Origin of the sequence: Pseudomonas sp. (assembly GCF_030696055.1) — a bacterium.
Lineage (GTDB): Bacteria > Pseudomonadota > Gammaproteobacteria > Pseudomonadales > Pseudomonadaceae > Aquipseudomonas.
Genome location: NZ_JAUYNP010000120.1, coordinates 1 through 13,013, shown reverse-complemented (window position 1 = coordinate 13,013; position 13,013 = coordinate 1). Strand labels below are relative to the sequence as shown.

Here is a 13,013-nt window from a genome sequence, read left to right as displayed (position 1 = left end):
ACGAGAAGATCGTATCTATCCACGCGCCATCAGGCTCAAATCGTCGAAGTATCCGATCAGAAATAAAAATGCCAGTCAGCTTAACTGACTGGCATTAGGCATTAAGCCGGTTTTTTTGTGCAGCAACGCAGCCTTTAGAACCTGTTTCGGATCTCGCGAGCTAGAGCGAGACAAGGCAAAAACAGCCGAGGAAGCGGAGTTTACGGGTTGTAAATGAGCATTCCGAGGCTGTTTTTAACGCAGTATCGCCGACGCGCAGCAGATCCGAGGCAGGTTCTTACAGCTTGGCAGCGTTCTCTGCCAGGTACTGAGCCACGCCTTCTGGGGACGCGGTCATGCCTTTGTCGCCTTTCTTCCAGTTGGCCGGGCAGACTTCGCCGTGCTCTTCGGTGAACTGCAGGGCATCGACCAGACGCAGCAGCTCGTCCATGTTACGGCCCAGCGGCAGGTCGTTGACGATTTGCGAACGCACCACACCTTTGGTGTCGATCAGAAAGGCGCCACGGAAGGCCACGCCATCGGCGGACTCGACGTCGTAGGCTTTGCAGATGGCATGGTTGATGTCGGCGGCCAGGGTGTACTTGACCGGGCCGATGCCGCCCTTGTCCACCGGGGTGTTGCGCCAGGCATTGTGGGTGAAGTGGGAGTCGATGGAGACACCTATCACTTCCACGTTGCGCGCCTGGAATTCAGGAATGCGGTGGTCCAGAGCGATCAGCTCGGACGGGCACACGAAGGTGAAGTCCAGCGGGTAAAAGAACACCAGGCCGTATTTGCCTTTGATCGCCGAAGACAGGCTGAAGCTGTCAACGATTTCGCCATTGCCCAACACGGCAGCGACGTTGAAATCCGGGGCTTGCTTACCTACGAGTACGCTCATTCGAGATCTCCTTAAGTGATGAGTTCGGCGTAAGCCTGTTGGATCGCATAAAGCTGATGCGATCTCAACGAGACAGGGCTTACACCAACAGGGCCAACCATCATACACCGCACTTTTCAGCCTCGCCCACCGCTTTTGCCCTTCGCCCCAGGCCGTTAGCCGCCCTGCGCAGACAGGCCGCCGGCTGATCCGACACCACCAAAAGTTCAAATTCCCAATTGTTCTTTGACAAGCATTCTCATTAGCATTAGTATCTCTCGCAACTTATCACTGCCCTGCCACGAGCCTTAATCATGTACGTCTGTCTCTGCGAAGGTGTTACTGACGGTCAGATTCGCGAAGCCATCTATGAAGGCTGCTGCAGCTACCGCGATGTGCGCGCGACCCTGGGCGTCGCCAGCCAATGCGGCAAATGCGCCTGCCTGGCCAAGCAAGTGGTCCGCGAAACCTTGAGTGAAGTGCACAGCAGTCAGGCTGCCTTGGCCTACCCCGGCAGTTTTGTTGCCGCCTAGATTTAGCCGCTGTGGAAACAACCGGACCTGGCGTCCGGTTTTTTATGGCCTGCCATCCATGGCGGCCACCCTGCGGGCCGTCGATGCGCGACGTTAAAAATTGTTCCAGACAATTTTTAACGGCCTGCCTGTCATAAGGGTCACCCTGCGGGCAGCGTCGATGCGCGACGTTAAAAATGTCTCCCGGCCATTTTTTATGCCTGATTTCAACGCCTTAGCGCCGCGATGCGGAACTTAAATATTCGCATTCAGATTAATTTTTACTTAGCTTTCATACGCTTAGGTTTGACAGAGGAAATACCCCAGCCCAGACTCATGCATCCACTCTTTCACTCAAGGGCAGGCAGCATGAAAGGCGACAAGAAAGTCATCCAGCATCTGAACAAGATCCTCGGTAACGAGCTGGTCGCGATCAACCAGTACTTCCTGCATGCGCGCATGTACGAGGACTGGGGCCTGAAAAAGCTCGGCGAGCACGAGTACCACGAGTCCATCGACGAGATGAAGCATGCGGACAAGCTGATCAAGCGCATCCTGTTCCTCGAAGGCCTGCCCAATCTGCAAGACCTCGGCAAGATCCTGATCGGGGAAAACACCCAGGAAATGCTCGAGTGCGACCTGAAGATCGAGCACAAGGCGCATATCGACCTGAAAGCGGCCATCGCCTACTGCGAAAGTATCGGCGACTACGCCAGCCGCGAACTGCTGGAAGAGATCCTCTGCTCGGAAGAAGACCATATCGACTGGCTGGAAACCCAACTGAGCCTGATCGAGAAAGTCGGCCTGCAGAACTACCTGCAATCGCAAATGGACGAATAAGGCGCAGCAATAGCCTCAACCCCTCAACAAAAAACCCGCACTAGGCGGGTTTTTTGTTGCTACAGAAAGCGGATTAAGCGTCGGCTTTCTGCACGGCATTCTTGATCAGGGTCTGCAGCTCACCCTTCTCGAACATCTCGGCCAGGATGTCGCTGCCGCCGACCAGCTCACCGCCGACCCACAGCTGCGGGAAGGTCGGCCAGTTGGCGTACTTCGGCAGATTGGCGCGGATTTCCGGGTTTTGCAGAATGTCGACATAGGCGAATTTCTCGCCACAAGCCATGACAACCTGTGCAGCTTTGGAGGAAAAGCCGCACTGCGGAGCGTTCGGCGAGCCTTTCATGTACAGCAGAACGGTATTGTTGCCGATCTGTTCTTTGATGGTTTCGATGATATCCATTGGGCACCTCAGGACTTAACTTCCCGACTCACGGGTCGGCACGGTGGCGCCATTGTAACCAAAAGCCGAGCGTAATGCTCGGCCTTGCCTCAGCGCGGCCACTCCCCGGATTGCATCCGGGCTACCGCTCTCAGGCGGCGCAAACCTCAACCGGTACGCCGTTAAGCGCCGCATTGCCGGACAGGGCATCGAGCTGGCGTTCGTCGGTCAGGTCGTTGGCGCTGGCGCCCGGCTGTGCGCTGGCAATGCTCATCTGCACCCCTGGGCGCGCATGGCCCCAGCCGTGGGGCAGGCTGACCACCCCAGCCATCATCTCCTCGCTGGCCGCCACTTCCACCTCGATAGCCCCGACCCGCGAACGCACCCGCACCAGTTGGCCATCGGTCAGGCCGCGCTGAGACAAATCCGCCGGATTCATCAGCAGTTGATGACGCGGCTTGCCCTTCACCAGGCGGTGGTAGTTGTGCATCCAGGAGTTATTGCTGCGCACATGGCGGCGACCGATCAGCAGCAGCTCGTCGGCCTTGGGCAGCGGCTGCTCGGCGAAGCGCGGCAGATCGCTCAGGAGCAAGGCCGGCGCGGCCTGGACCTGCTTGCCTGGCGTATTCAAACGCGCGGCCAGATTGGGCTTGAGCGCACCCAGGTCGAGGCCATGCGGGTGTTCCAGCAGCTTGGCCAAGGACAGCTGCTGCTCTGACTTGTCGCCATAGCGGCCCATGCGCAGGCCCATATCGATCATCTGCGCCGGGGCCATGGTCGGCTTCAGTTCCACCTCGAGCTTGCTGGCGAAGGCCTTGGCCAGGCCGACGAAGATCTCCCAGTCGTGCAGCGCGCCGGCCGGCTTGTCCAGCACCGGCTGGTTGAAGCGGGCGACGTTGCGCACGGCGAAGCTGTTGAAGGTCATGTCGTAGTGATCATGCTCCAGCGGCCCGGTGGGTGGCAGGATCAGGTCGGCGTAACGGGTGGTTTCGTTGATATAGGGGTCGATGCTGAGCATAAACTCCAGACCGTCCAGAGCCTGCTCCAGCTGGCGCCCGTTGGGCGTCGACAGCACCGGATTGCCGGCAACCGTGACCAGGGCGCGGATCTGCCCTTCGCCCTCGGTGAGCATTTCTTCGGCCAACGCCGCCACCGGCAGTTCGCCGCCGTATTCCGGCAGCCCGGAGACGCGGCTGCGCCAACGGTCGAAGTGGGTGCCGGAGCTGGAGGTCGTCAGGTCGATGGCCGCCTCGGTGCACAGCGCCCCGCCCTCGCGGTCGAGGTTACCGGTGACCAGATTGATCAGCTGGATCAGCCAATGGCAGAGGGTGCCGAAGGCCTGGGTGGAGACGCCCATGCGGCCATAGCACACCGCCTTGTCGGCGGCGGCGAAGTCGCGGGCCAGCTGGCGGATCTGCTCGGCCGGCACACCGCAACGCGCGCTCATGGCCTCGGCGGTGAAACCGGCGATGGCCTGGCGCGCCTCATCCAGACCGGCGACCGGTAGGTGGCTGGCACGCCCCAGGTTTTCCTCGAACAGGGTATTGAGCAGGCCGAACAACAGCGCCGCATCCTGGCCCGGACGCACGAACACATGCTGATCGGCAATCGCCGCGGTCTCGCTACGGCGCGGATCGACCACCACCACCTTGCCGCCGCGCGCCTTGATCGCCTTTAGGCGCTTCTCCACGTCCGGCACCGTCATGATGCTGCCGTTGGAGGCCAGCGGGTTGCCGCCGAGAATCAGCATAAAGTCGGTGTGGTCGATATCGCAGATCGGCAGCATAAAGCCGTGGCCGTACATCTGCAGGCTGACCAGGTGATGGGGCAGCTGATCCACCGAGGTGGCGGAGAAGCGGCTGCGGGTTTTGAGCAGGCCGAGGAAGTAATTGCTATGGGTCAACAGCCCGTAGTTATGCACGCTGGGGTTGCCGTGATAGGTGGCCACGGCACTGGCCCCATGGCGGGCTTGAATATCGGCGAGACGGCTGGCGACCAGTTCGAAGGCCTCTTCCCACTCGATCGCTTGCCACTCGCTGCCCACTCGGCGCATCGGCTGGCGCAGGCGATCCGGGTCGTTCTGGATATCCTGCAAGGCCACGGCCTTGGGGCAGATATGACCGCGACTGAAGCTGTCCTGGGCATCACCCTTGATCGAGCGAATCTGGGTCGAACCGTCGGCCTGCAACTCGGTTTCAATGGTCAGGCCACAGATGGCCTCGCAGAGATGGCACGCACGGTGGTGGAGGGTCTTGGTCATGGCCTGGCCTCTTGTCTTGTATTGGCAACGACCACCGGGGTCGTCAACAGCCTGTCGAGGCATTGACTATGGCGGCTGACCAGCCAGCACGCCAGCAGGGTTCGCTGCGTGAATCGCACAGCATTATGCCTGCCGATACAGGCGGCCCCGCCTGCCGCGGCAAAACCCGCAGCGCAGGGTGAACAACCGAGCAATTTGCGCCTGCGCGGCATTTGCTTATAAGATCGCGGCTCCCCGTTTCGTCGCACTGTGCGGCTCCCAGCCGCAGGCTCTGCCGTTTCTTCTATTCCGGCCCTTGAACCTGCGCCCTGTTGTCAAAAGGTAGTTAACGATGAGCGCAAGACACTTTCTCTCGCTGATGGATTGCACACCGGATGAACTGGTGGGCCTGATCCGCCGCGGCATGGAGCTGAAGGACTTGCGCAATCGCGGCGTGCTGTTCGAGCCGCTGAAGAATCGCGTGCTGGGGATGATCTTCGAGAAGGCCTCGACCCGTACCCGGCTGTCCTTCGAAGCCGGCATGATCCAGCTCGGCGGCCAGGCCATCTTCCTCTCGCCGCGCGACACCCAACTGGGCCGTGGCGAGCCGATCGGCGATGCCGCCATCGTCATGTCGCGCATGCTCGATGCGGTGATGATCCGCACCTTCGCCCACAGCACCCTCACCGAATTCGCCGCCAACTCGCGGGTACCGGTGATCAACGGCCTGTCCGATGACCTGCACCCCTGCCAGTTGCTGGCGGATATGCAGACCTACCAGGAGCTGCGCGGCAGCATCAAGGGCAAAACAGTGGCCTGGATCGGCGACGGCAACAATATGTGCAACTCCTATATAGAGGCGGCGCAGCAGTTCGACTTCCAGCTGCGCGTGGCCTGCCCTGCAGGCTATGAGCCGAATGCCAAGTTCCTCGCGCAAGCCGGCGAGCGCGTGCAAATAGTCCGCGACCCGCGCGAGGCGGTGGCCGGCGCCCATCTGGTGAGCACCGACGTATGGGCCTCCATGGGCCAGGAAGAGGAAATCGCCGAGCGCCACAAGCTGTTCCAGCCCTACCAGGTCAATCGCGCCCTGCTCGATGCCGCCGCCAGCGATGTGTTGTTCCTGCATTGCCTGCCAGCCCACCGCGGCGAAGAGATCAGCGAAGATCTGCTCGACGACCCGCGCTCGGGCGCCTGGGATCAGGCCGAGAACCGCCTGCACGTGCAGAAAGCCCTGCTCGAGTTCCTGGTCGCCGCGGCGTACCGCCACGCATGAGCCAACCCCTGCTGCTGAGCCTGCGTGATCTGAGCTGCGGCTACCACGAACACAAGGTGGTGCAGAATCTCAATCTGCACCTGAATGCCGGCGATATAGGTTGCCTGCTCGGCCCCTCGGGCTGCGGCAAGACCACCACCTTGCGCGCCATCGCCGGTTTCGAGCCGGTGCTGGAGGGCGAGATCCAGCTGGCCGATCGGGTCATCTCCAAAGCCGGCTTTACCCTGGCCCCGGAGAAGCGCCGGATCGGCATGGTGTTCCAGGATTACGCGCTGTTCCCGCACCTGAGCGTGGCCGAGAACATCGGCTTCGGTATCCGCAAGCAGCCCGACTGCGAACGCATCACCCACGAGCTGTTGGAGTTGGTCAAGCTCAACCACCTGGGCAAGCGCTACCCCCACGAGCTGTCCGGCGGCCAACAGCAGCGCGTCGCCCTGGCCCGCGCCCTGGCGCCGGAACCGCAATTGCTGCTGCTCGACGAGCCTTTCTCCAACCTCGATGGCGAACTGCGCCGACGCTTGAGCCATGAGGTCCGCGACATCCTCAAGGCCCGCGGCACCAGCGCCATCCTGGTCACCCACGACCAGGAAGAAGCCTTCGCCGTCAGCGACCACGTCGGCGTATTCAAGGAAGGCAAGCTGGAACAGTGGGACACGCCCTATAACCTCTACCACGAACCGCTGACGCCTTTCGTCGCCAGCTTTATCGGCCAGGGCTACTTTATTCGCGGCCAGTTGCTCAGCCCGGATGCGGTGCACACCGAACTGGGCCTGATTCGCGGCAACCGCGCCTATACCTGGCCGACCGGCAGCGCGGTGGACGTGCTGCTGCGCCCGGACGATATCGTCTACGCCCCGGACAGCCCGCAGAAAGCCCTGATAGTCGGCAAGACCTTTCTCGGCGCCGCCACCCTGTACCGCCTGCAGCTGGCGACGGGCAGCCAGCTGGAATCTATCTTCCCCAGCCACGCCGACCACCTGCCGGGCGAGGAAGTCGGTATCCGCGTCGCCGCCGACCACCTGGTGGTCTTCCCCGCCCCGGGCAGCATCGCCGCCCAGGTCACACTGGGGGAGTCGGGTGTACGCCGCTATAGCAGCGACAGCTGACGCGGCAGCCCCTCAAGCCTCCGGCAAAAATAACCGGCCGCTGGCCACCAACAGTGCCTGGCCGGCGATCTTCACCCGTTCGCCCTCGAGCCGGCAGCGCAGCTCGCCGCCCCGGGCCGAACACTGGTAGGCGCGCAGCTCAGTCTTGTCCAGGCGTTCGGCCCAATAGGGCACCAGGATGCAATGGGTCGAGCCGGTGACCGGGTCCTCCTCTATGCCGATGCCGGGAGCGAAGTAACGCGAGACGAAATCGTGCCGCTCACCCGGCGCGCTGATCAGCAGGCCCAGGCCCGGTAGCTTGGCCACCGCGGCGAAATCCGGCTGACAGGCACGCACCGCGGCTTCCGTAGGCAGAATCGCCAGCAACTCCTGGATACCTTGCGCGCCGGGCAAGGCCAATAGCGACTGCAACGGCATGCCCAGGGCCTGCTCGACCTGCGCGCGCAACGCACAGGGCGCGGCGCGCCGCACGGGGAAGTCCAGCACCAACTGGCCGGCCTCACGGCTCACCCGCAGCGCGCCGGACTGGCAGCTAAAGTCTATCCACTCGCCTGGCTCGGCATACTGCTCGAACAGCACATGGGCGCTGGCCAGGGTCGCATGCCCGCACAGTGGCACCTCGGCAGTCGGGGTGAACCAGCGGATATGCCAGGCCGCGCCCTTCTTCACCAGGAAAGCGGTTTCCGCCAGGTTATGTTCGGCGGCGATCTGCTGCATCAACGTCTCGTCGAGCCAGCTATCCAGGCGGTAGACCATGGCCGGGTTGCCGGCGAAGGGGCGGTCGGCGAAGGCATCGACCTGATGGAACTCAAGCTGCATAAGAGAAACTCCTGATCTGCGGTAAGCGCGAGCATGCCGCAGACCGCCTCCCTGCGCCCCCTACAGACAGCAGCTATCAGGGGGATACAGCTGCACCGTCGCAATGCGCAACGGGCGAGCACGGTGCATCTTTTAATCGTTAAAGGCTATTAAAAACAGGTTAAATCAATATATATCAATAACTTATAAATTCTGGCACGCCAGCTGCAGAGACCCACCCCGGTCAGCACAACGGCGTGTCTGCCACACATCCGACAACGACGTCATGGCATCCCCTTCCTAATCCGAAGAAGCGGGAGCTGTGGCGTTTTTTTTTGCGATTTTTGGCCCGATTAGGAAGACCGCTATGCGCATGATGAAACTGACCCTGCTGTCGCTGGCCATTGCCAGCACCACCCTCAGCCACGCCGCCCTCGCCGAAGAGGCGCTCAGCAACCTGTTTACCCAGGGTAAGCCGATCCTCGATGCGCGCTACCGCATTGAACATGTCGATCAGGACAATGCCCTCAAGCATGCCAACGCCCAGACCCTGCGCACCCGCCTCGGCTTCCAGAGCGGCAAGTGGTACGGCCTGTCTGCGCTGGTCGAGGCCGACAATGTCAGCCGTGTCGGCAACGCCAGCTACAACGAAACGCGCAACGGCCAGAGCGAATACTCGGTGGTCGCCGACCCGGACGGTAGCGAAGTCAACCAGGCCCTGCTGCGCTACGACCACAAGTACGGCAGCGCGGTGCTCGGCCGCCAGCGCATCAACCTGGACAACCAGCGCTTCGTCGGCGGCGTGGCCTGGCGGCAGAACGAGCAGACCTACGACGGCGTGCTCGGCCAGCTCAAGCCTTTGGACGGCCTGACCCTGAGCTATGCCTATATCGACAACATCAACACCATCTTCGGCCCCGGCAACGGCAAGTACGACACCGCGGCCAACCCGGCCAATATCGAAGGCCACAGCCACCTGCTCAACGCTCAGTACATCCTGATGCCCGAGCTGACCGCCACTGCCTACCAGTACCGCCTGGGCCTGGACAACCTGACCGGCGCCAGCCAGTCGAGCAAGACCACCGGCCTGCGCCTGAACGGTGCCGTCCAGGGCGTCAGCTATGCCCTGGAATACGCCCAACAGACCGAATACGCCGACAACCCCCTGGATCTGGACAGCGATTACCTTCTGGCCGAGCTGGGCTACAGCATCAAGGGCATCGCCCTGAAAGCCGGCTACGAAGTGCTAGGCGGCGACGAAGGCCCGGGCAACCGCGCCTTCCAGACCCCGCTGGCAACCAAGCACGCCTTCCAGGGCTGGGCCGATATGTTCCTGCTGACCCCCGCCGCCGGGGTCGAGGACGCCTATGTCGGCGTTACCGCACCGCTGCTGGGCGGCACCCTGCAGGCCTGGTACCACGATTTCCGCGCAGAAGAAGGCAGCAGCCAGTACGGCGAGGAAATCGATCTGTCCTACGCCCACCCGATTCCAGGAGTGAAGGGCCTGGTCGGCATGCTCAAGTACGCCAGCTACGATGCCGACGACTTCGCCGTGGATACCGACAAGTTGTGGGCTCAGCTGCAATACAGCTACTGATCATCCCGGCCCCGCAATGGGGCCATCTACTGATGGGCGTGCGGCGCTTAGAACCTGTTTACGATCTTGCGAGCTAGAGCCAGACAAGGCAAAAACAGCCGAGGAAGCGGAGTTTACTGATTGTAAATGAGCATTCCGAGGCTGTTTTTAACGCCGGATGGCCGACGCGCAGCAGATCCTAAACAGGTTCTTACGCCGCGTGCCTATGGAGAGTCCTATGACAAGCCGTCTACTCGCCCCCCTCATACTGCTGCTCGTCCTGCTCAGTCCAACGGCCTGGGCCGGCATCAACAGCGCCGAGGCGATGAACCTGTCGGGCATGCAGCGCATGCTCAGCCAACGCATCGCCAAGAGCTACCTGATGGTCGGTGCCGAGATCCGCCCCGACCTGGCCGAACAACAACTCGACCAGAGTATCGCCAAATTCGAAAGCAACTACCTGGCCCTCATCGACTATGCGCCCACCGCGGAAATCCGCACGGCCCTGGAAGAGGCCGGAAAAACCTGGCAACGCTACCGCGAACTGGCGCTGTCGCGCCCGGAAAGAGAGACCGCGTTGAGCGTGCTAGCGCTTAGCGATCAGCTGCTGGCGCAGAGCGAGCGGGTGGTGCAGTTGCTCGAGCAGCATAACGGCGGCCAGAGCGCACGCCTGGTCAACCGCAGTGGCCGCCAGCGCATGCTCAGCCAACGCATCGCCAAGCTGTATCTGGCCATCAGCTGGCACCTGCCAATCGACGGCCTGCAGCACAACTTCGACCAAGCGGTGGCTGAATTCGAACTGGCGCTGCAGGAGTTGCAACAGGCCAGCCAGAACACCCCGCAGATCACCAAAGGCCTGAGTCAGGCCGAGGCGCAGTGGCGCTTCACCCGCGCCGGCTTCAACCTGGCCAGCGACTCACGCTATGTGCCGACCGTGATCGCCACCACCACCGAAACCCTACTGTGGCAGATGAATGCGCTGACCAATCAATACGAAGGGGTGATGCTGGCGGGCTCATAAAGCAGTTTGGAGCGTGCACTGGCCGGCCATCACCTGTAGGAGCTAGCTTGCTGGCGATCCCTCTAGACGGAAAGCATCGCCAGCAAGCTGGCTCCTACAACAGCACGCTAGCCTCAGCCCTCGCTGCGCACCCGCTTGACCGCATCCAGCCAGCCGTCATACAGCTTGCTGCGGTGGCTGTCGGCCATGCGCGGGTCGAAACGTTGCTGGCGGTGCCAATGGCTGGCGATGCTGTCCAGGTCCTGGTACAGCCCGGCTTGCAGGCCGGCCAGATAGGCCACGCCGAGCGCGGTGGTTTCGGTAACCTGGGGGCGCTCGACCGGCACGCCGAGGATATCGGCGAGAAACTGCATGACCCAGTTGTTCTCCACCATGCCGCCATCCACCCGCAGCGCGCTGGGTTCGGCGGCGCCGTCCTGGCGCATGGCCTCGAGCAGGTCGCGGGTCTGGTAGCACACCGACTGCAGGCCCGCGGTGACGATTTCCTTGATCCCGGTGTCGCGGGTCAGGCCGAAGATGGCGCCCCGGGCCTTGGGGTCCCAATAGGGCGCGCCCAGGCCGGTAAAGGCCGGCACCAGATAGACCCCGCAGGCATCGCCGGTCTGTTCGGCCAGCGCCTCGCTGTCGCGGGCATGGCTGATCAGCTTGATGCCATCGCGCAGCCATTGCACCGCCGCGCCGGCGACGAAGATGCTGCCTTCCACCGCATAGGTGACCTGGCCATTCAGGCGATAACCGACCGTGGTGAGCAGGCGATTTTTCGACTCCACCGGGGTAGCGCCGGTGTTCTGGATCATAAAGCAGCCGGTGCCGTAGGTACTCTTCACCATGCCGCGCTGGAAGCAGGCCTGGCCGACCAGGGCCGCCTGCTGATCGCCGGCCATGGCCAATACCGGAATGGCGGCGCCGAGCAGCTCGGCCGCGCTGGTGCCGAAGTCGGCGGCGCAATCGAGCACCTCGGGCAGCAGGCTGGCGGGAATCTCGAACAACGCCAGCAGCTCCGCATCCCATTGCTGGGTATGGATATTGAACAACGAGGTGCGCGACGCATTGGTCGCGTCGGTCTTGTGCGACTGGCCGCCGGTCAGGCGCCACAGCAGGAAGCTGTCCACCGTGCCGAAGCGCAGCTCGCCGCGCTCGGCCCGCTCGCGGGCACCCGGCACCGTCTCGAGAATCCAGCGCAGCTTGGTGGCGGAGAAATAGGGATCGATCAGCAGGCCGGTCTTCGCCGCCACCATCGGCTCATGGCCGGCGGCTTTCAACTGGCTGCAGTAATCGGCGGTGCGCCGATCCTGCCAGACGATGGCCCGATAGATCGGCTCGCCGCTCAGCGCGTCCCACACCAGGGTGGTTTCGCGCTGGTTGGTGATGCCGATGGCGGTGATATCCCTGGCCTGCAGGCCGCTCTGCGCCAACGCCTCGCGGCACACCTGGAGGGTGCTGCGCCAGAGCTCCTCGCCCTCATGCTCGACCCAGCCGTCCTGGGGGAAAAACTGCTGGAACTCCTGCTGCGCACTGGCCACCCGCTTGCCTTCGCTGCTGAAGACTATGGCGCGGCTGCTGGTGGTGCCTTGGTCGATGGCGAGCAGGTAGTGAGGCATAAGGTTTTCCTTGTTGTAATTGTGTCTGCAATTGAATGTTGGGCTTCGCTGCACTCAGCCCAACCTACGGAGCCTGCTGTAGGTTGGGCTGAGTAGCACGAAGCCCAACAAAGCAAGGCGCAACATCCTCTATGGCCGACCAATGGCGGCAAAAGCCGCCTGGGTCAGCTGCGCCAATAGCTCGGCTGCCAGTTCCACTTCCAACCCACGTCGACCAGCGCTGACATAGATAGTCGAATATCGCTTGGCCGACTCATCGATAAAGGTGCGCAGGCGTTTCTTCTGCCCCAGGGGGCTGATGCCGCCGAGCAGGTAGCCGGTGGCGCGCTGCGCGGCAGTGGGATCGGCCATATCGGCCTTCTTCACGCAGGCCACCTGGGCCAGGGCTTTCAGGTCGAGACTGCCGGCCACCGGCACCACCGCCACCAACAGCTCGCCCTTTTCGCTGGCGGCCAGCAGCGTCTTGAACACCAACTCCGGCTGCAGCTTGAGCTTTTCCACCGCCTCCAAACCATAGGAGGCGGCCTTGGGGTCGTGGCTGTAACTGTGCACCTGATGCACAGCCTGGGCCTTTTTCAGTAAGTCGATGGCGGGGGTCATGTTCGAATGTGAAAACGATCTGACAAAGTTCGCGTACCTTAGCTGAAAAAACTGCCGGGAGCAGTTTTTAACGTCGCGCAGCGACGGCCCGTAGGGTGGCCGCCATGGATGGCAGGCCATAAAAAACTGCCGGGAGCAGTTTTTAACGTCGCGCAGCGACGGCCCGTAGGGTGGCCGCCATGGATGGCAGGCCATAAAAAACTGCCGGG

Annotated in this window: 12 protein-coding genes; 6 read left to right on the top strand and 6 right to left on the bottom strand. The window is 62.3% G+C overall.

Annotated elements, in window-relative coordinates; all coding sequences use genetic code 11:
* Window positions 1–277: 277 nt before the first annotated feature.
* Window positions 278–880, bottom strand: a complete 603-nt coding sequence (locus tag Q8Q83_RS07240; RefSeq protein WP_305622421.1) for a peroxiredoxin — start codon at window positions 878–880, stop codon at window positions 278–280.
* 293 nt (window positions 881–1,173) lie between these two features.
* Between Q8Q83_RS07240 and Q8Q83_RS07235 the strand changes: the two genes are divergently transcribed.
* Both Q8Q83_RS07235 and bfr read left to right on the top strand, forming a co-directional pair.
* A complete protein-coding gene (locus Q8Q83_RS07235) occupies window positions 1,174–1,392 on the top strand; it encodes a bacterioferritin-associated ferredoxin (protein WP_305622419.1) in 219 nt (72 codons plus the stop codon).
* A gap of 348 nt (window positions 1,393–1,740) precedes the next feature.
* Entirely contained in the window at window positions 1,741–2,211 is a 471-nt protein-coding gene (gene bfr / locus Q8Q83_RS07230) for a bacterioferritin (protein ID WP_305622417.1), read from the top strand.
* A gap of 73 nt (window positions 2,212–2,284) precedes the next feature.
* Here the strand turns inward: bfr and grxD are convergent, their stop codons facing one another.
* The gene (gene grxD / locus Q8Q83_RS07225; RefSeq protein WP_305622416.1) at window positions 2,285–2,611 is read right to left on the bottom strand and encodes a Grx4 family monothiol glutaredoxin; all 327 of its coding nucleotides are present in this window, start codon (window positions 2,609–2,611) and stop codon (window positions 2,285–2,287) included.
* Window positions 2,612–2,741: 130 nt separating this feature from the next.
* Complete coding sequence (locus Q8Q83_RS07220) at window positions 2,742–4,850, bottom strand: molybdopterin oxidoreductase family protein (RefSeq protein ID WP_305622414.1); 2,109 nt, start codon at window positions 4,848–4,850, stop codon at window positions 2,742–2,744.
* 331 nt (window positions 4,851–5,181) lie between these two features.
* On the opposite strand from Q8Q83_RS07220, the gene argF reads away from it, so the two are divergent.
* Entirely contained in the window at window positions 5,182–6,102 is a 921-nt protein-coding gene (argF, locus tag Q8Q83_RS07215) for an ornithine carbamoyltransferase (protein WP_305622412.1), read from the top strand.
* Window positions 6,099–7,208, top strand: a complete 1,110-nt coding sequence (locus tag Q8Q83_RS07210) for an ABC transporter ATP-binding protein (RefSeq protein ID WP_305622410.1) — start codon at window positions 6,099–6,101, stop codon at window positions 7,206–7,208. The genes argF and Q8Q83_RS07210 overlap by 4 nt, the downstream gene beginning before the upstream one ends.
* Before the next feature lie 12 nt (window positions 7,209–7,220).
* Here the strand turns inward: Q8Q83_RS07210 and Q8Q83_RS07205 are convergent, their stop codons facing one another.
* Window positions 7,221–8,027, bottom strand: a complete 807-nt coding sequence (locus Q8Q83_RS07205) for a PhzF family phenazine biosynthesis protein (protein WP_305622408.1) — start codon at window positions 8,025–8,027, stop codon at window positions 7,221–7,223.
* A gap of 346 nt (window positions 8,028–8,373) precedes the next feature.
* On the opposite strand from Q8Q83_RS07205, the gene Q8Q83_RS07200 reads away from it, so the two are divergent.
* On the top strand, window positions 8,374–9,603 hold the full coding sequence (locus Q8Q83_RS07200) for a hypothetical protein (RefSeq protein WP_305622406.1): 1,230 nt from the start codon (window positions 8,374–8,376) through the stop codon (window positions 9,601–9,603).
* A gap of 217 nt (window positions 9,604–9,820) precedes the next feature.
* Window positions 9,821–10,603, top strand: a complete 783-nt coding sequence (locus Q8Q83_RS07195) for a type IV pili methyl-accepting chemotaxis transducer N-terminal domain-containing protein (protein ID WP_305622404.1) — start codon at window positions 9,821–9,823, stop codon at window positions 10,601–10,603.
* Between the two features lie 113 nt (window positions 10,604–10,716).
* On the opposite strand, the gene glpK is transcribed toward Q8Q83_RS07195, so the two are convergent.
* A complete protein-coding gene (glpK, locus tag Q8Q83_RS07190; RefSeq protein WP_305622402.1) occupies window positions 10,717–12,204 on the bottom strand; it encodes a glycerol kinase GlpK in 1,488 nt (495 codons plus the stop codon).
* Between the two features lie 129 nt (window positions 12,205–12,333).
* A complete protein-coding gene (gene ybaK / locus Q8Q83_RS07185) occupies window positions 12,334–12,804 on the bottom strand; it encodes a Cys-tRNA(Pro) deacylase (RefSeq protein WP_305622400.1) in 471 nt (156 codons plus the stop codon).
* Window positions 12,805–13,013 lie beyond the last annotated feature (209 nt).

Excerpts from the sequence above, each read along its gene's own strand:
- Q8Q83_RS07205 (WP_305622408.1), bottom strand. The coding sequence starts at position 8,027 with ATGCAGCTTGAGTTCCATCAGGTCGATGCCTTCGCCGACCGCCCCTTC.
- Q8Q83_RS07210 (WP_305622410.1), top strand. The coding sequence starts at position 6,099 with ATGAGCCAACCCCTGCTGCTGAGCCTGCGTGATCTGAGCTGCGGCTAC.
- argF (WP_305622412.1), top strand. The coding sequence starts at position 5,182 with ATGAGCGCAAGACACTTTCTCTCGCTGATGGATTGCACACCGGATGAA.
- Q8Q83_RS07220 (WP_305622414.1), bottom strand. The coding sequence starts at position 4,850 with ATGACCAAGACCCTCCACCACCGTGCGTGCCATCTCTGCGAGGCCATC.
- Q8Q83_RS07240 (WP_305622421.1), bottom strand. The coding sequence starts at position 880 with ATGAGCGTACTCGTAGGTAAGCAAGCCCCGGATTTCAACGTCGCTGCC.
- glpK (WP_305622402.1), bottom strand. The coding sequence starts at position 12,204 with ATGCCTCACTACCTGCTCGCCATCGACCAAGGCACCACCAGCAGCCGC.
- Q8Q83_RS07235 (WP_305622419.1), top strand. The coding sequence starts at position 1,174 with ATGTACGTCTGTCTCTGCGAAGGTGTTACTGACGGTCAGATTCGCGAA.
- bfr (WP_305622417.1), top strand. The coding sequence starts at position 1,741 with ATGAAAGGCGACAAGAAAGTCATCCAGCATCTGAACAAGATCCTCGGT.
- ybaK (WP_305622400.1), bottom strand. The coding sequence starts at position 12,804 with ATGACCCCCGCCATCGACTTACTGAAAAAGGCCCAGGCTGTGCATCAG.
- grxD (WP_305622416.1), bottom strand. The coding sequence starts at position 2,611 with ATGGATATCATCGAAACCATCAAAGAACAGATCGGCAACAATACCGTT.
- Q8Q83_RS07195 (WP_305622404.1), top strand. The coding sequence starts at position 9,821 with ATGACAAGCCGTCTACTCGCCCCCCTCATACTGCTGCTCGTCCTGCTC.
- Q8Q83_RS07200 (WP_305622406.1), top strand. The coding sequence starts at position 8,374 with ATGCGCATGATGAAACTGACCCTGCTGTCGCTGGCCATTGCCAGCACC.